Here is a 23055-nt window from a genome sequence, read left to right on the forward strand (position 1 = left end):
CGGAAGGACGACGGCATGGCAGGCAGAGCCCCGGCGCGCGGCAAGGCGGCCCCCTCGAAGGCGGCGATCCCGCAGCTCGCGTGGAACCAGACGCGACCCGCTCCGATCGTGCTGATCACCGGTCCCGAGCAGTTCCTCGCCGACCGGGCACTGCGGTTCCTCCGCGAGTTCCTGCGCGCCGAGGACCCGAGTCTCGAGGTCAACGACATCGACGCCGGCGGCTACGCGCCGGGGGAGCTGCTGACGCTGGCGAGCCCGTCGCTGTTCGACGAACCGCGGCTGCTGCGCGTCTCCAACGTCGAGAAGTGCTCCGACGCGTTCCTCGTCGAGATGATCGAGTACCTCGCCCAGCCCGCGGACGGCGCGACGGTCGTGCTGCGGCACGGCGGTGGGAACCGCGGCAAGAAGCTGCTCGACGCGATCCGCTCGGGCACCGGCGGCGGCATCGAGATCGTCTGCGCCGAGCTCAAGCGGGAGAGCGACAAGGTCGACTTCGCGATCGCGGAGTTCCGCACCGCGGGGCGCACGGCTACCACCGGTGCGGTGCGGGCGCTGGTATCGGCGTTCTCCGACGACCTGGACGAGCTCGCCTCGGCCTGCCAGCAGCTCGTCTCCGATGTCACCGGTGACATCACCGAGGCGACGGTCGCGAAGTACTACGGCGGTCGGGTCGAGACCACCGCGTTCACGGTCGCTGATGCCGCGATCGCCGGTCGGCACGGGGAGGCTCTCCTGGGGCTCCGGCACGCGCTCGCGTCGGGTGCGGATCCGGTGCCGATCGTCGCGGCGTTCGCAAGCAAGCTGCGCACGATGGCGAAGGTCGCCGGGTCGCGCGAGGGGTCCGGCCAGATCGCCTCGCGGCTGGGACTCGCGCCGTGGCAGGTGGACCGCGCTCGCCGCGATCTGGCGGGCTGGACCGGTGACGGCCTGGGAACGGCGATCCTGACCGTCGCGGAGGCCGACGCGAACGTGAAGGGTGCGACCCGCGACCCGGTCTTCGCGCTCGAGCGCATGGTGTCCGTCATCTCGGCGCGCGGGGTCTGACGTTCGGCGCTTCTCCTGCTGGGGGCGGTGGGTCTGGATACGCCCCTGCGGGGCTACTCGACCAGCATGCACGTGCCGGGCCCGCCAGGCCGAGTTCCTCGACCAGCATTCGGGTGCTGGGGCACGCCACGCGGGGTTCCTCCGACCGGCATGCATGTGCCGGGCCTGCCGTGCAGGGCTCCTCGATCAGCGTGCGGGTATCGCATCGCGTGATGGGCGTGCCAGAACCATGGTGATCGAGTAGCCCGCGGAGCGGGCGTATCGAGATCCGACCCGTCAGCACCGTCGGTCTCAGGGGACGTAGGTCTGCCGGTTCTCCGGGTCGAAGTGGAAGACGGCTCCGCCGAAGAGCAGCTGCGCGCCGCCGAGCCCGATGACCGACGCGACGACCACCGCCGTGCCCGCGAAGACGAGCGCCGATCCCCGATAGGCCCTGTGCGCGAGGACGAGGAGCACGATCAGCCCGACGACGTGCGCGACGGCGACCGGTACTCCTCCGACGGCCTCCCCGAAGCCCGCCATCGTCGTCCCCGCGGCGAGGGCCTTGCCCTGCTCCGACTGCGCCTCGGCCATCGCGAAGCCGAACCAGCACCAGGAGAAGGGCGCGGCGGGGACGCCGAGGCAGGCCATGGTCCAGAAGCCGATCCGCGCCCGGTGTCCGGAGGTCCGCGGTCGGGCGGGAGAGGTCGTGGCGTCGAGCGGTGCGGCCACCGTCAGCCCGCCTCGATCAACCGGGTGAGTCGATCCGCGGCGGAGGAGATCGTCGAGACGGCGACGAGCGTGACCACGCAGGCGACGCCCCAGAACCAGGTGCGGCCGGGGGCGTACGCGCGACGGCGGTCGAAGGCGAGCCACCAGGCTGCGACGACGGAGACGAGCGCGGCGATCACCGAGCCGAGGGCCATCCTGACCCAGTCCGCGGCTTGGGGCTCCGTCCAGGAGTTCGTGCCGACCACGATCGCGGTCGGCACGACGATCATCCCGAGCAGTCCGAGGAGGATCGCCCTGTCCTGGCTCAGCGGCTTCGCCGTCTCCGTGCTGGTCATGATCCCCCGATCCCGCGCCGGGCAGCTCCCCGCGGGAGTCGTCCGTCACGGCGACGCTACCGGACGTCCTTGCGGTGGTGGGTCTCGATACGCCCCTGCGGGGCTACTCGACCAGCATGTCGTCGCACGGGCTCGTGTTGCGCGATGTTCTGGCGAGCTTGCGCCGTTGGTGCTGACGACGGTCGGTCTCGATACGCCCCTTCGGGGCCACTCGACCAGCATGTTGTCGTGCGGGCTCGTGCTGCGCGGTGTCCTGGCGAGCTGGCGCCGGTGGTGCTGGAGCCGCCGTCGCGCAGGCGAACAGGCGATTCGCGTGCCAGCGAATCGTCGTAGCCGGAACGCGACCCGCTCCACTCAGCGCGACCCTCTCGGGAAGCCGACCGCGCGACGGACGACGAGGAACGAGGAGTCCGTCGACGGCGAGCGGAAACGACGAAGGGCCCGGCCAGACGCCGGACCCTTCGTCGTTGCAGCGAGACGCAGCCTTACAGCGCGGCGACCTGCTTCGCGATGGCCGACTTGCGGTTCGCGGCCTGGTTCTTGTGGATGACGCCCTTGCTCGAGGCCTTGTCGAGCTTCTTGGCGGCGAAGGCGAGCGCGGTGGCGGCCTTCTCGGTGTCGCCGGCGGCGATGGCGGAGTGCACCGCGCGGACGGCGGTCTTCAGCTCGCTCTTGACGGCCTTGTTGCGCTCGTTCGCCTTCTTGTTGGTGAGGTTGCGCTTGATCTGCGACTTGATGTTTGCCACGTCTATTACCTTCTTCTCGGATGTGTGTGCAGCCGGCTACTCGACGGAGTGCCCCTTCCGGTGGCGTGGAAACGCCATCCCGGTGCGACTGGAGGTCGCCGGCTTCTGAATCACTCCACACACGCCAATGGTGGAGCGCAAGCCAACAAGGAACTTTAGCGCACCCGCCGCCACCCTTCAACCGCGCCGCGCCCGCCGCCCACGCCCCGTCCCCTCCCGCGAGATGCCACTTGCGTACGCGACACGCCGCGCGAGGCGTACGCAAGTGGCATCTCGCGGGAGGAGCCCGCCAGTAGCCTGACCAGCGATGCCCCGACTCGCCGATCACATCCCCGCCGTTCCGCCCTCGGGCATCCGCCGGCTGTTCGAGATCGCCCTCCGCCTGGACGGCGTGACGCTGCTCGCCGTGGGGGAGCCCGACGTCGCCGTCGCACCGCACATCATCGAGGCGGCCCGTGCCGCCTGGGCCGCGGACGACACCGGCTACGGCCCGAACGGCGGCCTGATGGAGCTGCGGCGCGCGATCGTCGCCAAGCTCGCCCGCGACAACGGGTTCCGTGCCGACGTCGAGCAGGTCTGGGTCACGGTCGGCGCCACGCAGGCGCTGTACCAGGCGATGACGCTGACGCTCGGCCCCGGCGACGAGGTGCTCCTGCCCGACCCCGGCTACACCACCTTCACGATGAACGCGCGGATGATCGGCGCCGTCCCGGTGCCCTACACGCTGCGCGCCGAGAACGGCTTCCTCCCCGATCTCGACGAGCTCGAGCGGATCGTCACCGATCGCACCCGCGCGATCATCGTGAACAGCCCGTCGAACCCGCTCGGCATCGTCCTGCCGCGGCCGATGCTCGAGCGGCTGCTGGACTTCGCGCGCCGCCACGACCTCTGGATCATCAGCGACGAGGTCTACGAGTGCTTCACCTACGGCCGCCCGCACGTGAGCCTCGCCGCGCTCGCGCAAGAGGCCGGCCACGACGACGACCGCGTCTTCAGCGTCTTCTCGCTCTCGAAGACCTACGCGATGACCGGCGTCCGCGTCGGCTACCTGGTCACCCCGCCCGGCCTGACCTCCACGATGGTCACCGTCCAGGAGGCGTCGATCAGCTGCGTCGCGACGCCCGACCAGCGCGCGGCCCTCGCGGCGCTGACCGGGCCGCAGGACGCGGTCGCCGACGCCTCCGCGCACTACCTCGCCAACCTGCGGCTCGCGACGGCGCTGCTCGACGAGCGCGGCATCCGCTTCCGCGAGCCGGAGGGCGCCTTCTACCTCTGGATCGACGTCTCGCACGCGAGCGACGGCGACGTCGCCTCCTGGGCCGAGGCGTTCCTGCTCGAGACCCTCGTCGCCGTCGCGCCGGGCAGTGCCTTCGGGCGCACCGGTGAGGGCTGGATCCGCGTCTGCCTCGCGGCCGACCCCGCCGACCTCGAGCACGGGCTGCGCGCCCTGCCGGCCCCGACCGCGGCGGCGAGCGCATGAGCGCCGACGACGTCCTGGTCCGCCGGGTGCGCCCGGAGGAGTACGCCGAGGTCTCCCGCCTGCGCCTCGCCGCCTATGCCCACGACTACGAGCTGGGGGAGGAGTACGCGGCGGACGTCGCCGATGTCGCCCGGCACGACCGCGAGGGCGAGGTCTGGGTCGCGGAGGAGGCCGGCGCGATCCTCGCGACCGTCACCACCGCGGCTCCCGGCGCCAACCTCTACTCCCTCGGTCGCCCGGGTGAGCTCGACTGGCGGCTGCTGGCGGTCGCTCCGGAGGCGCGCGGCCGCGGGCTGGGCCGCCTGCTCACCGAGTTCGTGGTGATGCTCGCCGTCGAGCGGGGACTCCAGCGCGTGGTCATGAACAGCGGCACCGACATGCTCGCCGCGCACGCCCTCTACGAGAGCATGGGCTTCGTCCGGCTCCCCGAGCGCGAGAACCCGCCCAGGATCGAGCCCACGCGCACCTACGGACTCGACCTCTAGCGAGGACTGCCGCAGAACATCAGCGGAGAACCGCGCTCATCGCCCATCGGCGACGAGTCCCCTCCACAGCTGACGTTCTGCACCGCATCCGGCCGGTCCCGGCCCCTCGCCCGCCGCCGCACCCCGGCCGTGGGACACTGGACGCACGATGTCTCCACGTGCACACCTCGGGCTCGAGCCCGCCGCGACCGATCCGGCGTCCATCCGCAACTTCTGCATCATCGCCCACATCGATCACGGCAAGTCCACGCTCGCCGATCGCATGCTCGGCATCACGGGCGTGGTCGAGGACCGCGCGATGCGCGCGCAGTACCTCGATCGGATGGACATCGAGCGCGAGCGCGGCATCACGATCAAGTCGCAGGCCGTGCGCATGCCCTGGGAGCGCGACGGACAGACCTTCGCGCTCAACATGATCGACACCCCCGGTCACGTCGACTTCTCCTACGAGGTCAGCCGCTCGCTCGCCGCTTGCGAGGGCGCGATCCTGCTGGTCGACGCCGCGCAGGGCATCGAGGCGCAGACCCTCGCGAACCTCTACCTCGCGCTCGAGAACGACCTGGCGATCATCCCGGTCCTCAACAAGATCGACCTCCCCGCCGCCGACCCGGAGAAGTACGCGGCCGAGCTCGCGAGCCTCATCGGCGGCGACCCGGCCGACGTCCTCCGCGTCTCCGGCAAGACCGGCGTCGGCGTCGAGGCTCTGCTCGACCGCGTCACCGAGCTGGTGCCCGCGCCGGTCGGCGACAAGAACGCTCCCGCTCGCGCGATGATCTTCGACTCCGTCTACGACTCCTACCGCGGCGTCGTCACCTACGTCCGGATGATCGACGGTCAGCTCTCGCCGCGCGAGAAGATCCAGATGATGTCGACGCGTGCCACTCACGAGATCCTCGAGATCGGCGTCTCCAGCCCCGAGCCGGTCTCCACCAAGGGCCTCGGCGTCGGCGAGGTCGGCTACCTGATCACCGGCGTGAAGGACGTCCGCCAGTCGAAGGTCGGCGACACCGTCACCACCGCGTCCAAGCCCGCCACCGAGGCGCTGCCCGGCTACACCGAGCCGCTGCCGATGGTGTTCTCCGGTCTCTACCCGATCGACGGCAGCGACTACCCCGACCTCCGCGAGGCACTGGACAAGCTCAAGCTCTCCGACGCGGCGCTCGTCTACGAGCCCGAGACCTCGGTCGCGCTCGGCTTCGGCTTCCGCTGCGGCTTCCTCGGTCTGCTGCACCTCGAGATCGTCACCGAGCGGCTCGACCGCGAGTTCGGCCTCGACCTGATCACCACGGCGCCGTCCGTCATCTACGAGGTGACCACCGACGACAAGAGCACCGTCACGGTCACCAACCCGAGCGAGTTCCCGGTCGGCAAGATCGCCAGCGTCACCGAGCCGATCGTCCGGGCCGCGATCCTCGCGCCGAAGGACTACGTCGGCACGATCATGGAGCTCTGCCAGAGCCGTCGCGGCACGCTGATCGGGATGGAGTACCTCGGCGAGGACCGCGTCGAGATCCGCTACCACATGCCCCTCGGCGAGATCGTCTTCGACTTCTTCGACAACCTCAAGTCGAAGACGGCCGGCTACGCCTCGCTCGACTACGAGCCCGCCGGCGATCAGGAGGCCGACCTGGTGAAGGTCGACATCCTGCTGCAGGGCGAGCAGGTCGACGCGTTCAGCGCGATCGTCCACCGCGACAAGGCCTACGCCTACGGCGTGCTGATGACGGGACGGCTGCGCAAGCTGATCCCGCGCCAGCAGTTCGAGGTGCCCATCCAGGCCGCGATCGGCGCTCGCATCATCGCGCGCGAGTCGATCAGCGCGATGCGGAAGGACGTCCTCGCCAAGTGCTATGGCGGTGACATCACCCGCAAGCGCAAACTGCTCGAGAAGCAGAAGGAGGGCAAGAAGCGCATGAAGATGGTCGGCCGCGTCGAGGTCCCGCAGGAGGCGTTCATCGCCGCCCTGAGTGGTGACGTCGAGACGAAGGACAAGAAGTGAGCGTCCGGCGCTCGAGCTTCGAGGGGCAGCCGCAGGTCACCTACGCGGCGGTCGGCGGCACGCTCGCGCCGGATCTGCTCGAGTACCCGCCGGACGGCTTCACCGCCGAGCGCTTCGAGGCGCGCCTGGGCTCGGGCGCCGAGCGCTTCGCGATCACGACCGCGTCGCTGATGACGTGGGGCGTGCAGCGCGGCAGCGGCATCGCCGTCACCGACATCACCGCCGGCAGCGGCGTGCAGTACACCGGCGTGAACTTCGACTCCGCCGGCACCCCGATCGACCTCGCCAGCCGCCCGACCGAGGAGCAGTTCTCGGCGGACGGCACGCCCTACATCACCGCCGGCGTGACGGCCGTGCTCAAGATCACGCTGCTCGGCCGGACGGTGAACGCCCCCGTGCGGGTCGTCTACGTCGTGGACGAGCCCGACCAGGTCGGCTTCGCCTACGGCACCCTCGAGGGCCACCCGGAGAGCGGCGAGGAGTCGTTCGTGGTCGAGAAGCGCGCCGACGACTCGGTCTGGCTCGTCATCCGCGTCTTCTCGCGGCCCTCCACCGCCCTCTACCGCCTCGGCACCCCCGTCCTGCGGGTCGTGCAGAAGCGGCAGGTCAAGAAGTACCTGCGCGCGCTGCTGCCGGCGCGCGTCAGCTGACGTGGGCAGCGCCCTCCCGCTCGCCGACCCGGCGCCGCTCGACGGACTCCTGCCGGCCTCCGTCGCCGACGGCGTGGAGACCCGCGACCTCGGGCTGTACGTGCACGTCCCGTTCTGCCGGGTGCGCTGCGGCTACTGCGACTTCAACACCTACACCGCGACCGAGCTGCGCGGCGCGAAGCAGCAGGACTACGCCGACGAGGCGATCGTCGAGATGGCGCTCGGCGAGGGTGTGCTCGCGAGTGCCGGGCTGCCGAGGCGTCCCGCGGCGACCGTGTTCTTCGGCGGCGGGACTCCGACGCTGCTGCCCGCCCGCGATCTGGTGCGCATGCTCGACGGGCTCCGGCGGCACTTCGGCGTCGCCGACGGCGCCGAGATCACGACGGAGGCGAACCCGGACTCGGTCGACGCCGCCTACCTCCGCGAGCTGGCCGACGCCGGGTTCACCCGGGTCAGCTTCGGGATGCAGTCGGCCGTGCCGCACGTGCTCGCGACGCTCGAGCGCACCCACGATCCCGAGCGCGTGCCGCTCGTCGTCGAGTGGGCGCGCGAGGCGGGGCTTCAGGTCAGCCTCGACCTGATCTACGGCACGCCGGGGGAGTCGCTGGTCGACTGGGAGCGCTCGCTCGACTCGGCGCTGGCCAACCGGCCCGACCACCTCTCGGCGTACGCGCTGATCGTGGAGGACGGGACGAAGCTCGCGCGGCAGATCCGCCGCGGCGAGGTGGCGACTCCGGACGACGACCTGACCGCCGACATGTACGAGCTGGCGGATGCTCGGCTCGCCGCGGCCGGCTACTCCTGGTACGAGGTGAGCAACTGGGCGCGCGACGACGCGCATCGGTCGCGGCACAACCTGTCCTACTGGCTGGGGCACGACTGGTGGGGCGTCGGGCCCGGTGCCCACAGCCACGTCGGCGGGGTGCGCTGGTGGAACGTGAAGCACCCGGCGGCCTACGCCGAGCGGCTGCACTCGGGCTCGTCGCCGGCCGCCGGACGGGAGACCCTCGACGCCGCGACCCGCCGGGTGGAGGACGTGCTGCTGCGCTCGCGCCTGGCGGACGGGCTGCCGATCGACGCGATCGACCCGGAACGGCGCCGCGAGGTCGCGGGGCTGATCGCCGACGGCCTCGTCGACGGCCGGGCCGCCCTCCGCGGGCGCCTCGTGCTGACCCTGCACGGCCGGCTGCTGGCCGACGCGGTCGTCCGCCGCCTGACGGACGGCTGAGCCGGACCGCTCCCTGCTGATCGAGCGGCCCGCGGAGCGGGCGGATCGAGATCCTCCGTCTGATGGACGGGGGTCTCGATACGCCGCCTGCGGCGGCTACTCGACCAGCATGTGGCCCCGCCTGCGGCGGCTGCTTTCGGTCATGTTGATCGAGTAGCCCGCGGAGCGGGCGTATCGAGATCCACCGTCCGATGTGCGTGGGTCTCGATACGCCGCCTGCGGCGGCTACTCGACCAGCATGGAAGGCGGCGTCTCTACTTGAAGAAGGGGATGCTCAGCGGGTACGTGTAGTACTCGCCGGCGCTGGCGCGCACCGAGGCGATGATCGCGAAGACGATCACGAGGATCGGCACGACGAGGAAGACGATGAAGCCGACGAGCACGAAGCTCAGGATCGTCCCGGCGACGTAGGCGATCAGCGTGGTCAGGTGGAAGTTCAGCGCCGTCTTCGCGTGCGCCTCGAGGAAGGGCCCGCGGCCCTTGAAGACGAGGTAGACGATCAGCGACGGGATGAAGCTGAAGAAGATGCCCGTGATGTGGGTGACGATCGCCCAGGTCTTCTCGTCGGCCGGGTTCAGCGGCGGGGCGGGCGTCGAGTAGGCGGGCGGCGGCGGGGGCGGGGTGGCCGACATGGTGATCTCCGTCTCAGGAATCGGCGCGTCGGGCGACCCCGGGCGCTCGGCGTCCATCGTGGCAGAGAGCGAGTCGCGACGGGGGCGGATCCTGGGCGAGCCCCGCCCTCCTTCCTCCTGCGCGGTTATGATTGGCACTCAATCTCGCGGAGTGCCAAGCTCCGCGCGGCGCCACGGCGCCGAGGTGGTCGTGCCGCGAGGCACCCGGAGTCCGGCGGGAGGTCGGTCGTATGGTGACGGAGCGCGGTCTCCAGGTCCTGCGCGTGATCGTGCAGGACTACGTCGCGAACCGCGAGCCGGTGGGCTCCAAGTCGATCGTCGAGCGCCACGCGTTCGGCGTCTCCGCGGCGACCATCCGCAACGAGATGGCGCAGCTCGAGGAGGAGGAGCTGATCGCGGCCCCGCACACCTCCTCCGGCCGCGTCCCCACCGACAAGGGCTACCGCCTCTTCGTCGACCAGCTGACCGACCTGCGCCCGCTGACCGCGGCGCAGCGGCAGGCGATCGAGACCTTCCTCGGCCAGAGCCCCGACCTCGACGAGGTGCTCGTGCGGACGGTGCGGCTGCTCTCGCAGCTCACCAACAGCGTCGCGCTCGTGCAGTACCCCTCCTTCGGCGCGGCGCGCATCCGTCACGTCGAGCTGGTCGCCCTCGCCCCGCGGCGGCTGCTCTCCGTGCTGATCACCGACACCGGCCGCGTCGACCAGCGCGTGCTCGAGACGCCCGAGGACGTCGACGAGCTGCTGCTCGGCGAGATCCGGGCGAAGCTCAACACGGCCGTTCTCGGGCTCGGTCTCGCCGCTGCGGCGGAGACGCTGCAGAGCGCGACCGAGCAGTTCAGCCCCGAGCGCCGCGACGTCGTCGACCCGGTCGTGCAGACGCTGCTCGAGCAGGTCGGCGCGAACCGGCAGGACCGCCTGGTGATGGCGGGCGCCGCGAACCTGGTGCGCACCGAGGAGGACTTCTCCGGCAGCATCTACCCCGTTCTCGAGGCGATCGAGGAGCAGGTCGAGCTGCTGCGCCTCTTCGCCGAGATGACGCCGGACCCGCGCGGCATCTCGGTCCGCATCGGCCGCGAGAACGCGCCGTTCGGCCTCCAGGAGACCTCCGTGCTGACCAGCGGCTACAACACGGCCGGCGGCCAGGTCTCGCGCCTGGGGGTCCTCGGACCGATCAGGATGGACTACTCCGGCAACATCGCGGCGGTCCGCGCCGTCGCCCGCTACCTCTCCCGCCTCCTCGGCGAGGAATGACCCGCTCCCAGACCCTCGCCGGACACCCCCGGCTCCCGACAGGTCCGCCGTGCCCGGCGCACCGACCCACGAACGAAGGACGAAGCCCCCTGTGGCCGATCACTACGAAGTCCTCGGCGTCGACCGAGACGCCTCCGCCGACGAGATCAAGAAGGCGTACCGCCGGCTCGCGCGCGAGCTGCACCCCGACGTCAACCCGAGCGCGGACGCGTCCGAGCGCTTCAAGCTCGTCACGCACGCCTACGACGTCCTGAGCGACGCCCAGCAGCGCCAGCAGTACGACCGCGGCCCGCAGGACGGCTTCCCCGGCGGCGGCGGGCAGGGCTTCGGCGGCTTCGGCGACATCTTCGAGACGTTCTTCGGCCAGGGCGCGCAGGGCTCCTCGCGCGGCCCGCGGTCGCGCCGGGAGCGCGGCCAGGACGCGCTGCTCCGCGTCGAGGTCTCGCTCGACGAGGTCATCTTCGGCACCCACCGCGACCTCGAGGTCGACACGGCCGTGCTCTGCGAGACCTGCCAGGGCTCGTGCTGCCAGCCGGGCACCTCGCCGGTCACCTGCGACATCTGCCACGGCTCGGGCCAGATCCAGCGCACCGTCCGCTCGCTGCTCGGCAACGTGATGACGGCCAGCCCCTGCGGCACCTGCCGCGGCTACGGCACCGTCATCGCCACCCCGTGCTCCACCTGCCAGGGCCAGGGCCGCGTCCGCGCGCGCCGGACCATCCCCGTCGACGTCCCCGCGGGTGTCGACACGGGCCTCCGCCTGCAGATGCCCGGCAGCGGCGAGGTCGGCCCGGCGGGCGGACCGAGCGGCGACCTCTACCTCGAGATCAAGGTCAAGCACCACGACATCTTCAGCCGCAACGGCGACGACCTGCTCTGTACCCTCGAGGTGCAGATGACGGACGCGATCCTCGGCTCGACGACGACCCTCGCGGCGCTCGACGGCGACATCGAGATCGAGGTGAAGCCGGGCACGCAGAGCACCGAGATCGTCACGATCAAGGGCCGCGGCGTCACCAAGCTGCGCGGCAACGGCCGCGGCGACCTCCGCGTCGGCATCCAGGTCGTCACTCCCACCAAGCTGGGGCACCGCGAGCGCGAGCTGGTGCAGGAGTTCGCCAAGCACTACAAGCCACAGAAGCCGGCCCTCACGCACTTCCAGCAGGGGCTCTTCTCCAAGCTCCGCGACCGCTTCCTGGGCTGACCGGATCCGGCGTGGCGCACCACTACATCGACGAGTCGCTCGACTCCGGGGACTTCGTCGCCGGCGGCCGGCTGGAGCTCTCCGGCGCGGAGGCGCGCCACCTCGCGACCGTGAGCCGGATCCGCGCGGGCGAGAGCGTCCGCGTCGGCGACGGCCGAGGCCGGGTCGCCGTGGCCGTCGTCGAGAGCGCGGAGGCGTCGCGGGTCGTCCTCGCGGTCGAGTCGGTCGAGGAGGTGCCCGCGCCGAGCCCGCGCCTCGTGCTCGTGCAGGCGCTCGCGAAGGGCGACCGCGACGAGCTGGCGATCCAGGCCGCGACCGAGCTCGGCGTGGACGAGGTCGTGCCGTGGCAGGCCGCCCGCTCCGTCTCGCGCTGGTCGGGCGTCAAGGAGGAGAAGGGCCGCGAGCGCTGGCGCAGCATCGTCCGCGAGGCGAGCAAGCAGTCGCTCCGCGCCCGGGTGCCGGAGGTGTCGGCGGTCGTCGGCCTGCGTGCTCTGGTGGAGCGGGCCGCGACGGCGCGCGTGCTCGTGCTCGAGCCCTCGGCCGAGGAGCGGCTCACCGCGATCGAGCCGGACGGGCGCGACCTCGTGCTCGTCGTCGGACCCGAGGGCGGCATCGCGGAGGAGGAGCTGCGCGCGCTCGCCGACGCGGGTGCCGAGGCCGTCGCGCTCGGCGACTCCGTCCTGCGCACCTCCACCGCCGGCCCGGCCGCGATCGCCGTGCTCTCGGCCCGTCTCGGCCGCTGGTGATCCCCGCCGATCCGCGCGCCCTGGGCGAACGCGCCCCCGTCGTCGCCGTCGCCCCGTTTAAGATGGATGCATGACCGAGCCCACTGTCTTCACGCGCATCGTCCGCGGCGAGATCCCCGCCGACGTGGTGTTCGAGAACGAGCGGATCCTCGCGATCCAGGACATCGCGCCGAAGGCGCCCGTCCACCTGCTGATCTTCCCGAAGACCCCCGAGTACGCGAACGTCGCCGAGCTCGCCGCGGGCGATCCGGAGCTCCTCGCCGAGATGGCCGTCGTCGCGCAGACCCTGGCCGACGCGCACAGCAACGGCCAGTTCCGCCTCGTCTTCAACTCCGGCGAAGAGGCCGGTCAGACCGTGTTCCACGTCCACGCCCACGTCCTGGGCGGCCACCTGACGGAAGGCTCCCTTGCCACCGGTTGATCACGCGGGCGATCGCTCCGCGGACCAGAACCCCACTCGAACCGGCTCGACGGAGCCGACGGTCCCGCAGAGCGACGCGGACCGGACCACCGGCGGGACGCACCGCGTCATCGCCGTCGACGGAATCGCCATGGTGCGCCTCCTCGGACCCCAGGACCGCCTCATCCGGGCGGTCGAATCGCGATTCCCCGACGTCCGGGTGCACGTGCGCGGCAACGAGGTGACCCTCGACGGCGAGGGCGCCCCCGTCGCCGCGGCGGCGCGCCTGGTGGAAGAACTGGTGCTCATGACGGCAGGCGGCCACGACCTCGACCCGGAGGGCGTGCGCGAGTCCGCGCGCATCCTCGAGAACGGCGGGCCGGTGCGACCCGCGGACGCGTTCGGCCAGGCCATCCTCACGGCGCGCGGGAAGAGCATCCGCCCGAAGACCCTGGGGCAGCGCGAGTACGTCGACGCCGTCGACCAGAACACGATCGTCTTCGGCATCGGCCCGGCCGGCACCGGAAAGACCTACCTCGCGATGGCCAAGGCGGTGCAGTCCCTGCAGCGCAAGGAGGTCGAGCGGATCATCCTCACTCGCCCCGCGGTCGAGGCGGGGGAGCGGCTGGGCTACCTGCCCGGCTCGCTCACCGACAAGATCGACCCGTACCTGCGCCCGCTCTACGACGCGCTGAACGAGATGATGGACCCGGAGATCGTGCCGAAGCTGCTCGCGGCGGGCACGATCGAGGTCGCGCCGCTCGCCTACATGCGCGGCCGCACGCTGAACTCCTCGTTCGTCGTGCTCGACGAGGCGCAGAACACGACGCCGGAGCAGATGAAGATGTTCCTCACCCGCCTCGGCTTCGGCTCGAAGATGGTGATCACGGGCGACATCACCCAGGTCGACCTCCCCGCCGGCTCCAGCGGACTCCGTCTGGTGACCCGGGTGCTCGACGACATCGAGGACATCCACTTCGCCCGGCTGACCAGCGAGGACGTGGTCCGTCACAGCCTCGTCGGCCGGATCGTCGACGCGTACACCGAGTACGACCAGCAGAAGCAGGCGCAGAGCTTCGAGCGCGAGCAGGCCCGCGAGTTCGCGGCCCGCGCCGAGCGCCGGGCGGCCACCCGCTCGACCGGCGACGCGCAGCCCAAGCGCCCGCGCGCCTGAGCGCCCTACTACCGCTTCCCGCCCCGCCGAGCCCCTCCCGATCGAAGGAACACCGCACCCCGTGAGCATCGAGATCAACAACGAGTCGAGCATCCCCGTGGACGAGGCGACCCTGCTGCGCCTCGCGGGCTATGCGCTCGACTCGATGCACGTGCACCCCGACGCCGAGCTCGCGATCGTGCTGGTCGACGAGGGCGCGATGGAGCAGCTGCACGTGCAGTGGATGGACGAGCCCGGCCCGACCGACGTGCTGAGCTTCCCGATGGACGAGCTGCGCCCCGGCACCGAGGACGAGCCGACCCCTGCCGGCCTGCTCGGCGACATCGTGCTCTGCCCGCAGGTGGCGCAGAGCCAGGCCGAGGCCGCCGGCCACTCCGTGCTCGACGAGCTGCTGCTGCTCACGGCCCACGGGCTGCTGCACCTGCTCGGCTTCGACCACGCGGAGCCCGAGGAGGAGCGCGAGATGTTCGGCATCCAGCGCGACATCCTCGTCGGGTTCCACATCAGCGAGCGACGCCGCTAGGCCCGGCGTGCTCACCGTCCAGCTCCTCATCGCGGCCCTCGGCCTCGTCGCCCTCGGCGGCTGGCTCGCCGCCACCGACGCCGCCCTCGGTGTGCTCTCGCGCAGCGACGTCCTCGAGATGGCGAACCACTCGCGCAGCTCCCGCGCCCTGCGGGCCATCGCCGGCGACATGAGCGCGCACGTCAACGTCGTCAACTTCACCCGGATCGCGGCCGAGACCACCGCCGCGGTCTTCGTCACCACCGTGCTCGTCGTCGTGGTCGACGCCCTCTGGCTGGCGCTCCTGCTCGCGATCCTGATCATGGCGGCCGTCTCGTTCGTGCTCGTCGGCTCCAGCCCGCGCAGCGTCGGGCGCGCCCACGCCCGCGCGGTGCTCGGCTCCAGCGCCTCGCTCGTGCACGTGCTGCGGGTCGCGCTCGGCCCGATCGCGCACGGCCTCGTCGCGCTGGGCAACCGGGTCACCCCGGGCACCGGCCGCTCGGCCGGCTTCTCCTCCGAGGAGCAGCTGCTGAGCATGGTCGACGAGGCGACCGAGCAGTCGGTCCTCGAGCAGGACGACCGCGAGCTCATCCACTCGATCTTCGAGTTCAACGACACGCTGGTGCGCGAGGTGATGGTGCCGCGGACCGACATGGTGACGATCGAGGCCGGGGCGTCGGTCGGCGCCGGCATGGGACTCCTGCTCAGCCGCGGCATCTCCCGGCTGCCCGTCATCGGCGACGGCGTCGACGACGTGCTCGGCGTGCTCTACCTCCGCGACGTCGCCCGGCACACCTACGAGCGCCCGGACGACGACGACTCGGCGGCCGACCTCGCCCGCCCCGCGCTGTTCGTGCCGGAGTCGAAGAAGGCCGACGAGCTGCTGCGCCAGATGCAGCTCGAGTCCAACCACCTCGCCATGGTGGTGGACGAGTACGGCGGCATCGCCGGGCTGGTCACGCTCGAGGACCTGATCGAGGAGCTCGTCGGCGACATCTCGGACGAGTACGACCGCGAGGTCGACCTCTTCGAGGAGACCGAGCCGGGGGTCTACCGCGTCTCGGCGCGGCTGCCCGTCGACGAGCTGGGCGAGCTGTTCGACCTCGAACTCGAGGACGACGACGTCGACTCGGTCGGCGGACTGCTCACCAAGGCCTACGGCCGCCTGCCCGAGCGGGGCGCGACCGCCCGGATCGACGGGGTGATCCTCGAGGCCGAGCAGGCGGATCCCCGCCGCGGCACCATCTCGACCGTCATCGTGCGGCGCGATCCCGACTACGATCCCTCAGGCGAGACCGGCACCGGACCGGTCGCGATCGTCGCCGAGACAGACCACCAGGACGAGGACGCACGATGACCGACCCCAGCACTCCCACGACCCCCTACCGGGCGGGCTTCGTGTCGTTCGTGGGCCGCCCGAACGTCGGCAAGTCCACGCTCACCAACGCGCTGGTCGGCGAGAAGATCGCCATCACCAGCTCCAAGCCGCAGACCACGCGGCGCGCCATCCGCGGCATCGTGCACCGCCCCGACGGCCAGCTCATCGTGGTGGACACCCCGGGCATCCACCGCCCGCGCACCCTGCTCGGCGAGCGGCTGAACTCCCTCGTCACCTCGACCCTCGGCGACGTCGACGTGATCGGGATGCTCTTCCCGGCCGACGAGCCGATCGGCCCCGGCGACCGCTTCATCAACGAGCAGCTCGAGGCCTTCCCGCGCGCCCGCAAGGTCGCGATCGTCTCCAAGGTCGACCTCTCCTCGAAGAAGTCGGTCGCGAAGCAGCTGCTCGCCGTCTCCGAGCTGCGCGAGTGGGACACCATCGTGCCGATCTCCGCGGTCACCGCGGAGCAGCTCGACGTGCTCGCGGTCGAGCTGCTGCGCCTCATGCCGGTCTCGCCCGCGCTCTACCCCGAGGAGGCCGTGACCGATGAGGACACCGGCTCGCGCATCGCGGAGTTCATCCGCGAGGCCGCGCTCGAGGGCGTCTCGGACGAGCTGCCGCACTCGCTCGCCGTGACCCTCGACGACATGGTCGAGCGCGAGGACGGCTCCTTCATCGACATCTACGCGAACGTCTTCGTGGAGCGCGACAGCCAGAAGGGCATCATCATCGGCAAGGGCGGTCAGCGCCTGCGCGAGGTGGGCGCCGTGTCGCGCGAGCAGATCGAGCGGCTACTCGGCCGGCGCGTGTTCCTCTCCATCCGGGTGAAGGTCGCCAAGGAGTGGCAGCGCGACCCGAAGCTGCTCGGCCGCCTCGGCTTCTGAGCCGGTGAGCGCGGCGCCGGATCGGGAGGGGGACGGCAGTCACTCTCCCGGACGACGCCCCGCGGCGACGTCGCCGCGTAGCGTGGGGCCCATGCGTGCGCTCCTGGATCGTCCGGCGACGCTCCCGATCGCGGGAGCCCTGCTCGGGGTCCTCCACCTCGGACTGAGCGCGGCCGGCCTGATCGCGCCGGAGCACCTCAGCGGCGGCCTGCTGATCGCGCTCGGCCTCGGCCTCGCGGCCTTCCTGCCGGCCCTCGCGCCGTCCCTGGTCGCTGTCGGGATGGTCACCGGCGGCGGGATCCCGCTCCTCGGCGTGCCGGTGGACGGTGTCCTCGTGGGCCTGCTCGTCCTCTGGTCCACGGCGCGCCGGCTCGGGCCCTGGACGCGGACGCTGACCCTCGTCGGCGCCCTCCTGCTCGCGGGCGTCGCCGGGCTGGTCGCCGCGCTGAGCGGGACCGAGCAGCTGCTGCCGCAGGAGGCGAGCGCAGACCAGGTCCTGCTCTTCCGCGCCGTCACGGCGCTGGTCGTCGCCGCCCTCCTCGCCGGCCTGGAGGTCCTCGTCTGGCGCGCCGGGGTGCGGCGGCCGGTCGGTCCCGACGACAGGATCGATGCCCTCGTGGTACGGGTCGCCGGTCCGCAGGACGGCTTCGCCGTCGGAGCGGCGGGCTGGCAGGCGCTCCTCCTGCTGCTGATCTCGACCGTGCCGTTCGCGGCGCCCGACGGCTCGCTCCAGCCGGTCGTCGGCGGAGTGCTGGCGGTCGCGCTGGTCCTGCACCGCCGGGCGCCGGCGCTCTCCCTCACGATCGCCTGGGGCGGGGCGCTCCTGCAGATGGGTCTGCAGCTGGCACCGGGTCCGGCCGACCTCGCGATCCTCGCGGTGCTCTTCGGCACCGGCGCGTCCGAGCGGCGCCGGGTGCGCGCGGCGGGGGCCGTCTCCGCGGTGCTCGGCGCGATCGTGGCCGTCGTCTACCTGATCATCGTCTTCCGGCTCGTCCAGTCCATCCCCTCGCCGATCCTGACCGGGGGAGCGGTGTTCGGCGGGATCCTCGCCACGCTCGGCCTCTCCTGGACGGTCGGCCTGCTCTCCCGCTCGGTGCGGCGAGCGCGCGAGGGGCAGACCCTCCGCGCCGAGGCCGAGCGCGAGCGCGCGGCGGCGCAGCGCGAGCTGGACACGGTCGAGGAGCGCAACCGCATCGCCCGCGACATGCACGACGTCGTCGCGCACTCGCTCGCCGTCGTGATCGCGCAGGCGGACGGCGCCCGCTACCTCGGTGCGTCCAGCCCGGCGCAGACGGACGCCGCCCTGCTCACCATCTCCTCGGTCGCCCGCGACGCGCTCGGCGACGTCCGCGTCCTCCTGGCTCAGCTCCGGCACAGCCAGAGCGACGGACCGCAGCCGGAGGCGCGCGACCTGCCGGCGCTGCTCGAGAGCGTCTCCCGAGCCGGGACGCAGCTGCGGTCCGAGCTCGAGGTCGACCTCGAGACCGTGCCGCGCGGCATCGGCCTCGCGCTCTACCGCATCGTGCAGGAGGCGACGACGAACGCGCTCCGGCACGGCCGGCCCGGCTCCCCGCTCGACGTCGCGCTCCGCCGGGAGTCCGGCGAGATCGTCCTCACCGTCCGCAACGCGCGCTGCGCCGACGCGGAGGCCGCCGCTCGCGTGCCCGGGGAGGGGCACGGGCTCGTCGGGATGCGCGAGCGCGCCGCTCTCGTCGGCGGCGTCCTCCGCGCCGGCCCCGACGGCGACGACTTCGTAGTCGACGCGCGCCTGCCCGCCCCCTCTTCCACCGCCCTGCCCGTCGCCTCTGGAGGCCACCCCGCATGACCGACACCATCCGCCTCGTCCTCGTCGACGACCAGGCGCTCTTCCGCGCCGGCATCCGCATGCTGCTCAGCTCCCAGCCGGACCTCGAGGTGGTCGGCGAGGCGTCGGACGGCGCGGAGGGCGCGGAGCTCGTCGGCCGGCTGGCCCCGGACGTGGTGCTGATGGACATCCGGATGCCGGGGGTCGACGGCATCGAGTCGACGCGCCTGATCCTCGCCGACGCCGCGGAGAAGGGCGTGGAGCCGCCGCGCATCCTGGTGCTCACCACCTTCGACCTGGACGAGGCGGCCGCCCGCGCGATCCGCGCCGGGGCGAGCGGCTTCCTGCTCAAGGACACGGAGCCGGGCTTCCTGCTCGCCTCCGTCCGCACCGTGCACGCCGGCACCGCGGTCGTCGCCGCCTCCGCGACGCGGGAGCTCTTCGAGCACTTCGGCGCGCCGGGGAGCGGCCGCGAGACTCCCGCCGCGTTCGGCACGCTGACCGACCGGGAGCGCGAGATCTTCCACCTCGCCGCGCGCGGCCTCAGCAACACCGAGATCGCCCGGGCGGAGTTCCTCAGCGAGGCCACGGTCAAGACGCACATCAGCCGCACGCTCGGCAAGCTCGGGCTGCGCGACCGGGTGCAGCTGGTCGTCTACGCCTACGAGAACGGGCTCGTCGCCTGAGCCGGCCAGCGCGCCGCACTGCCGCGCCGGGGTGCCGACCTGCGAGCGCAGTGCTACCGTGGTCGCGTGCGCATCGGTCTGCTCCTTCTTAGCCGCCGCGACGAGATCTGATCCTCAGGCCCTCCTCGTCGCGGAGTCCGTCGTCGGCTGAACCAGACCCATCGTCACCACAGACCACCCGCGTGGTTCGATCCGCATCCGGATCCCCGCGAGACGAGAGACAGGCGCGTCCGCGCGCCGGGAGAGCACCCTCATGAAGAACACCCAGAAGCCGTCGTCGCTGCCGATCGGCAAGTACAAGCCGTTCCACGAGCAGATCGTCGTGGAGCTGCCCGACCGCACCTGGCCGGCCAAGCGCATCACCACGGCGCCGCGCTGGTGCGCCGTCGACCTCCGCGACGGCAACCAGGCGCTGATCGATCCGATGAGCCCCGAGCGCAAGCGGATCATGTTCGATCTCCTGGTCCGGATGGGCTACAAGGAGATCGAGGTCGGCTTCCCGAGCGCCAGCCAGACCGACTTCGACTTCGTCCGCAGCCTCATCGAGGAGGACGCGATCCCGGAGGACGTCACCATCCAGGTGCTGACTCAGGCCCGCGACCATCTGATCGAGCGCACCTACGAGTCGATCCGCGGCGCCCGCCAGGCGATCGTGCACCTCTACAACTCGACCAGCGTGCTGCAGCGCGAGGTCGTCTTCCGCAAGGACCGCCAGGGCATCATCGACATCGCCCTCGCCGGCGCGCGCAAGTGCCGCGAGATGGAGGCGTCCGTCCCCGGCACCGCCGTGTACTACGAGTACTCGCCCGAGAGCTACACCGGCACCGAGCTCGACTTCGCCCGCGAGATCTGCGACCGCGTGGTCGAGGTCTTCGAGCCGACCCCGGACCGCAAGGTCATCCTCAACCTGCCCGCCACCGTCGAGATGGCGACGCCCAACGTCTACGCCGACTCGATCGAGTGGATGTGCCGGAACCTCGCCCAGCGCGAGAACATCATCGTCTCGCTGCACCCGCACAACGACCGCGGCACGGCAGTCGCCGCGGCCGAGCTGGGCTACCTGGCCGGCGCGGACCGCATCGAGGGCTGCCTCTTCGGCAACGGCGAGCGCACCGGCAACGTCGACCTGGTCGCGCTGGGCGTCAACCTGTTCACCCAGGGCATCGACCCGCAGATCGACTTCAGCGACATGGACGGCATCAAGCGCACGGCCGAGTACTGCAACCAGCTGGCCGTGCCCGAGCGCAGCCCCTGGGCCGGCGACCTGGTCTTCACCGCGTTCAGCGGCTCGCACCAGGACGCCATCAAGAAGGGCTTCGAGGCGATGGAGGCCGAGGCCGAGCGCACCGGCGTCAGCCGCGACGAGCTGACCTGGGCGGTGCCGTACCTGCCGGTGGACCCGAAGGACCTCGGCCGCTCCTACGAGGCGGTCATCCGCGTCAACTCGCAGTCCGGCAAGGGCGGCGTCGCGTACCTGCTGAAGACCGACCACGCGCTGGACCTGCCGCGCCGCCTGCAGATCGAGTTCTCCGCGGTCGTGCAGGCCAAGACGGACGCCGAGGGCGGCGAGGTCACCAGCGAGCAGATCTGGACGATCTTCCAGGACGAGTACCTGCCTGCGCCCGCGCACCGCGCCGAGGACAAGTGGGGCCGCTTCGAGCTGGCCCGCACGAGCACCTCGAGCGACCTGGGCGGCTCGATCGCCCTCGACGCCGTGCTGCGAGTCGGCGACGAGACGGTCACCGCGAGCGCGACCGGCAACGGCCCGATCAACGCCTTCGAGGCGGTGCTGGCCCAGCACGGCGTCGAGGTCCGCGTCTTCGACTACGTCGAGCACGCTCTCAGCGCCGGCGGCGACGCGCTGGCCGCCTCCTACGTCGAGTGCTCGGTGAACGGCCGCACCCTCTGGGGCGTGGGCGTCGACGCCGACATCTCGACCGCCTCCCTGAAGGCCATCGTCTCGGCCGTCAACCGCGCCCTCCGCGAGGAGGCCCCGGACCGCGAGCTGGCGACGGCCTCGGCCTGACCCTCCTTCGCCGGGCGAGCAGCCCGCGGAGGTGCCCCCTCACGCTGGTCGAGTAGCCCGCGCAGCGGGTGTGTCGAGACCCCCGTTCATGCGGTGGTGGGTCTCGATACGCCGCGTTCCGCGGCTACTCGACCAGCATGAGGATGCCGCGTGCCGCGGCTGCTCGACCAGCATGCTGTGCGCGCTGCTGCGGTCGCCGCGGAGGCGGCGCTGTCCCTCTCATGCTGGTCGAGTAGCTCGCGGAGCGGGCGTATCGAGACCCCCGTTCTTGCGGTGGTGGGTCTCGATACGCCGCGTGCCGCGGCTACTCGACCAGCATGCTGCGGGCTTGCTGCGGTCGCTGCCGAGGCGGACCTTCGTCTCAGGCGCGGCCCTGCAGGATGAGGTTCCAGTAGACCCAGGGGAGCAGGTAGCGGTCGGCGAGGAAGGTGAGGCGGCGCTCCTTGGCGAGACCCTTCCAGAAGGGGACGGTCGGCTTCGGGCGGTAGCGGTCGTCGAACTCGGCGAAGACGACGGTCGAGCGCGAGACGACGAAGGGGCAGACCGAGTAGCCGTTGTAGACCTGGGGGAGCGGCTTCCCCTTGCGGGCGGCGACGAGGTTCTTCGCCAGGGTCTTCGTCTGCTGCCGGAGCGCGCCACCCGACTTCGAGTTGGTGGTGGCCGCGGCGTCGCCGAGCGCCCAGACCTCGGGGTGCCGGGGGTGGCGCAGCGTGAGCGGGTCGACCTCGACGAAGCCGCCCGTGCTCCCCTCCGCCACGAGTCCGGTGCCCGCGAGCCAGTCCGGCGCGGACTGCGGCGGCACCGCGTGCAGGACGTCGTAGGAGAGCGTCTCCCGCTGCTCGGAGCCGACGTGCCCGCCGTCGTGGTCGACACCCAGCTGCGCGCGGCGGCCGTCCTCGCCCGCGATGACGACCGTCCGCTTCTCGGCGTCCACCTCGACCAGCTCGCGGCTGTAGCGCACGTCGATCCCGTACTCCGCCACCTTGCGCTCGAGCTCCGCGTCGATCAGCGGCATGCCGAACATCGTGGGAGTCGGCACGACGAGCACGACACGGATGTCGGCGAGCACGCCGGTCTCGCGCCAGTAGTCGCAGGCCAGGTACATCGGCTTCTGCGAGGCGCCCGAGCAGGTGCCCGGGCCGCTCGGCTGGGTGAAGACGACCGTGCCGGAGCGGACACCGCGGAGCACGCTCGACGCCTTCCGCGCGTAGTCGAACTCGTAGTTCGAGACGCCGACCGGCGACGCCATCGCCTCCGTCAGCCCGGGCACCGCGTCCCAGTCCTTCTGGATGCCGGGGCAGACGACGAGGTCGCCGTAGCCGACCCGCCGACCGGAGGCGAGGACGACCGTCTTCGCGGCGGGATCGATCGCCTCCACCCGATCGCGGATCCAGGTGACTCCCTTCGGCGTCACCGAGCCCTGCGGTCGGGTCGCCTTCGAGGCGGGAGCGGTGCCACCGGCGACGTGGGAGAACATCGGCTGGTAGAGGTGCGTCTCGCGCGGCTCGATCACCGCGACGTCCGCCACCCCGTAGCGGCGGAGGCGCCCGGCGACCGAGAGCCCCGCGTTCCCCCCGCCGATGATCAGCACGTCGTGTCGGTCGGTCGTGGTGCCCGCAGCGGTCATGCCGCCACCCTAGGTCGGACCTCCGACACGGGCGCGGGCTTCCGCGAGCCGTCCGGAC

22 protein-coding genes are annotated in these 23055 nt (G+C 71.8%); 17 read left to right on the top strand and 5 right to left on the bottom strand.

Annotated elements, in window-relative coordinates; translation table 11 throughout:
- Window positions 1–15: 15 nt before the first annotated feature.
- Window positions 16–1044 (top strand): DNA polymerase III subunit delta, encoded by a 1029-nt coding sequence (holA, locus tag C1I64_RS03955; protein WP_123735445.1) that lies wholly within the window; start codon window positions 16–18, stop codon window positions 1042–1044.
- A 291-nt stretch (window positions 1045–1335) separates the two neighbouring features.
- Here the strand turns inward: holA and C1I64_RS03960 are convergent, their stop codons facing one another.
- The 3 genes from C1I64_RS03960 to rpsT all read right to left on the bottom strand — a co-directional run bounded on the left by C1I64_RS03960 (window position 1336) and on the right by rpsT (window position 2836).
- Complete coding sequence (locus C1I64_RS03960) at window positions 1336–1755, bottom strand: hypothetical protein (RefSeq protein WP_244209399.1); 420 nt, start codon at window positions 1753–1755, stop codon at window positions 1336–1338.
- A 2-nt stretch (window positions 1756–1757) separates the two neighbouring features.
- Window positions 1758–2090: a hypothetical protein gene (locus tag C1I64_RS03965; protein ID WP_127886274.1), complete on the bottom strand. Its 333-nt coding sequence runs from the start codon at window positions 2088–2090 to the stop codon at window positions 1758–1760.
- A gap of 485 nt (window positions 2091–2575) precedes the next feature.
- Window positions 2576–2836 (bottom strand): 30S ribosomal protein S20, encoded by a 261-nt coding sequence (gene rpsT, locus C1I64_RS03970; protein WP_123445612.1) that lies wholly within the window; start codon window positions 2834–2836, stop codon window positions 2576–2578.
- Window positions 2837–3143: 307 nt separating this feature from the next.
- Here rpsT and C1I64_RS03975 point away from each other — a divergent pair, with 307 nt between their 5' ends.
- The 5 genes from C1I64_RS03975 (at window position 3144) to hemW (ending at window position 8678) form a co-directional block, all read left to right on the top strand.
- On the top strand, window positions 3144–4316 hold the full coding sequence (locus C1I64_RS03975; RefSeq protein WP_127886275.1) for a pyridoxal phosphate-dependent aminotransferase: 1173 nt from the start codon (window positions 3144–3146) through the stop codon (window positions 4314–4316).
- A complete protein-coding gene (locus tag C1I64_RS03980; RefSeq protein ID WP_127886276.1) occupies window positions 4313–4801 on the top strand; it encodes a GNAT family N-acetyltransferase in 489 nt (162 codons plus the stop codon). The genes C1I64_RS03975 and C1I64_RS03980 overlap by 4 nt, the downstream gene beginning before the upstream one ends.
- A 148-nt stretch (window positions 4802–4949) precedes the next feature.
- A complete protein-coding gene (lepA, locus tag C1I64_RS03985) occupies window positions 4950–6800 on the top strand; it encodes a translation elongation factor 4 (protein WP_123445615.1) in 1851 nt (616 codons plus the stop codon).
- A complete protein-coding gene (locus tag C1I64_RS03990) occupies window positions 6797–7450 on the top strand; it encodes a DUF1990 family protein (RefSeq protein WP_123445616.1) in 654 nt (217 codons plus the stop codon). Before lepA ends, C1I64_RS03990 begins: the two co-directional genes overlap by 4 nt.
- Before the next feature lies 1 nt (window position 7451).
- Window positions 7452–8678, top strand: coding sequence for a radical SAM family heme chaperone HemW (hemW, locus tag C1I64_RS03995; RefSeq protein ID WP_127886277.1), 1227 nt, complete (start codon window positions 7452–7454; stop codon window positions 8676–8678).
- Between the two features lie 254 nt (window positions 8679–8932).
- Here the strand turns inward: hemW and C1I64_RS04000 are convergent, their stop codons facing one another.
- Entirely contained in the window at window positions 8933–9310 is a 378-nt protein-coding gene (locus tag C1I64_RS04000) for a DUF4870 domain-containing protein (protein ID WP_127886278.1), read from the bottom strand.
- A 230-nt stretch (window positions 9311–9540) separates the two neighbouring features.
- Between C1I64_RS04000 and hrcA the strand changes: the two genes are divergently transcribed.
- The 11 genes from hrcA to leuA all read left to right on the top strand — a co-directional run bounded on the left by hrcA (window position 9541) and on the right by leuA (window position 21370).
- The gene (gene hrcA, locus C1I64_RS04005; protein WP_127886279.1) at window positions 9541–10563 is read left to right on the top strand and encodes a heat-inducible transcriptional repressor HrcA; all 1023 of its coding nucleotides are present in this window, start codon (window positions 9541–9543) and stop codon (window positions 10561–10563) included.
- Window positions 10564–10654: 91 nt separating this feature from the next.
- The gene (gene dnaJ / locus C1I64_RS04010; RefSeq protein ID WP_123445619.1) at window positions 10655–11767 is read left to right on the top strand and encodes a molecular chaperone DnaJ; all 1113 of its coding nucleotides are present in this window, start codon (window positions 10655–10657) and stop codon (window positions 11765–11767) included.
- Between the two features lie 11 nt (window positions 11768–11778).
- The gene (locus C1I64_RS04015; protein ID WP_127886280.1) at window positions 11779–12513 is read left to right on the top strand and encodes a 16S rRNA (uracil(1498)-N(3))-methyltransferase; all 735 of its coding nucleotides are present in this window, start codon (window positions 11779–11781) and stop codon (window positions 12511–12513) included.
- 70 nt (window positions 12514–12583) lie between these two features.
- A complete protein-coding gene (locus C1I64_RS04020; RefSeq protein ID WP_123445621.1) occupies window positions 12584–12934 on the top strand; it encodes a histidine triad nucleotide-binding protein in 351 nt (116 codons plus the stop codon).
- Window positions 12935–13064: 130 nt separating this feature from the next.
- Window positions 13065–14087, top strand: a complete 1023-nt coding sequence (locus C1I64_RS04025; RefSeq protein ID WP_127888448.1) for a PhoH family protein — start codon at window positions 13065–13067, stop codon at window positions 14085–14087.
- A 61-nt stretch (window positions 14088–14148) separates the two neighbouring features.
- A complete protein-coding gene (gene ybeY, locus C1I64_RS04030) occupies window positions 14149–14610 on the top strand; it encodes an rRNA maturation RNase YbeY (protein ID WP_123445622.1) in 462 nt (153 codons plus the stop codon).
- A gap of 7 nt (window positions 14611–14617) precedes the next feature.
- Window positions 14618–15946 carry a hemolysin family protein gene (locus C1I64_RS04035; RefSeq protein ID WP_127886281.1) on the top strand — a complete coding sequence of 443 codons (1329 nt, stop codon included), beginning with the start codon at window positions 14618–14620 and terminating at the stop codon, window positions 15944–15946.
- Window positions 15943–16854 carry a GTPase Era gene (era, locus tag C1I64_RS04040; RefSeq protein WP_123445624.1) on the top strand — a complete coding sequence of 304 codons (912 nt, stop codon included), beginning with the start codon at window positions 15943–15945 and terminating at the stop codon, window positions 16852–16854. Before C1I64_RS04035 ends, era begins: the two co-directional genes overlap by 4 nt.
- 91 nt (window positions 16855–16945) lie before the next feature.
- A complete protein-coding gene (locus C1I64_RS04045; protein ID WP_127886282.1) occupies window positions 16946–18679 on the top strand; it encodes a sensor histidine kinase in 1734 nt (577 codons plus the stop codon).
- Complete coding sequence (locus C1I64_RS04050; protein ID WP_127886283.1) at window positions 18676–19344, top strand: response regulator; 669 nt, start codon at window positions 18676–18678, stop codon at window positions 19342–19344. Before C1I64_RS04045 ends, C1I64_RS04050 begins: the two co-directional genes overlap by 4 nt.
- A gap of 253 nt (window positions 19345–19597) precedes the next feature.
- A complete protein-coding gene (gene leuA / locus C1I64_RS04055) occupies window positions 19598–21370 on the top strand; it encodes a 2-isopropylmalate synthase (RefSeq protein ID WP_127886284.1) in 1773 nt (590 codons plus the stop codon).
- Between the two features lie 361 nt (window positions 21371–21731).
- Here leuA and C1I64_RS04060 read toward each other — a convergent pair whose 3' ends face one another.
- Window positions 21732–22997 carry an NAD(P)/FAD-dependent oxidoreductase gene (locus tag C1I64_RS04060; RefSeq protein ID WP_127886285.1) on the bottom strand — a complete coding sequence of 422 codons (1266 nt, stop codon included), beginning with the start codon at window positions 22995–22997 and terminating at the stop codon, window positions 21732–21734.
- Window positions 22998–23055 lie beyond the last annotated feature (58 nt).

The organism is Rathayibacter festucae DSM 15932 (assembly GCF_004011135.1).
Classification (GTDB): Bacteria; Actinomycetota; Actinomycetes; order Actinomycetales; family Microbacteriaceae; genus Rathayibacter; species Rathayibacter festucae.

Bases quoted from the DNA above. Each gene is read 5' to 3' on its own strand.
- leuA (WP_127886284.1), top strand. From the start codon at position 19,598: ATGAAGAACACCCAGAAGCCGTCGTCGCTGCCGATCGGCAAGTACAAG.
- hrcA (WP_127886279.1), top strand. From the start codon at position 9,541: ATGGTGACGGAGCGCGGTCTCCAGGTCCTGCGCGTGATCGTGCAGGAC.
- C1I64_RS04060 (WP_127886285.1), bottom strand. From the start codon at position 22,997: ATGACCGCTGCGGGCACCACGACCGACCGACACGACGTGCTGATCATC.
- holA (WP_123735445.1), top strand. From the start codon at position 16: ATGGCAGGCAGAGCCCCGGCGCGCGGCAAGGCGGCCCCCTCGAAGGCG.
- C1I64_RS04000 (WP_127886278.1), bottom strand. From the start codon at position 9,310: ATGTCGGCCACCCCGCCCCCGCCGCCGCCCGCCTACTCGACGCCCGCC.
- C1I64_RS04045 (WP_127886282.1), top strand. From the start codon at position 16,946: ATGCGTGCGCTCCTGGATCGTCCGGCGACGCTCCCGATCGCGGGAGCC.
- era (WP_123445624.1), top strand. From the start codon at position 15,943: ATGACCGACCCCAGCACTCCCACGACCCCCTACCGGGCGGGCTTCGTG.
- C1I64_RS03965 (WP_127886274.1), bottom strand. From the start codon at position 2,090: ATGACCAGCACGGAGACGGCGAAGCCGCTGAGCCAGGACAGGGCGATC.
- lepA (WP_123445615.1), top strand. From the start codon at position 4,950: ATGTCTCCACGTGCACACCTCGGGCTCGAGCCCGCCGCGACCGATCCG.
- C1I64_RS03975 (WP_127886275.1), top strand. From the start codon at position 3,144: ATGCCCCGACTCGCCGATCACATCCCCGCCGTTCCGCCCTCGGGCATC.
- C1I64_RS04025 (WP_127888448.1), top strand. From the start codon at position 13,065: ATGGTGCGCCTCCTCGGACCCCAGGACCGCCTCATCCGGGCGGTCGAA.
- C1I64_RS04020 (WP_123445621.1), top strand. From the start codon at position 12,584: ATGACCGAGCCCACTGTCTTCACGCGCATCGTCCGCGGCGAGATCCCC.
- C1I64_RS04050 (WP_127886283.1), top strand. From the start codon at position 18,676: ATGACCGACACCATCCGCCTCGTCCTCGTCGACGACCAGGCGCTCTTC.
- C1I64_RS03980 (WP_127886276.1), top strand. From the start codon at position 4,313: ATGAGCGCCGACGACGTCCTGGTCCGCCGGGTGCGCCCGGAGGAGTAC.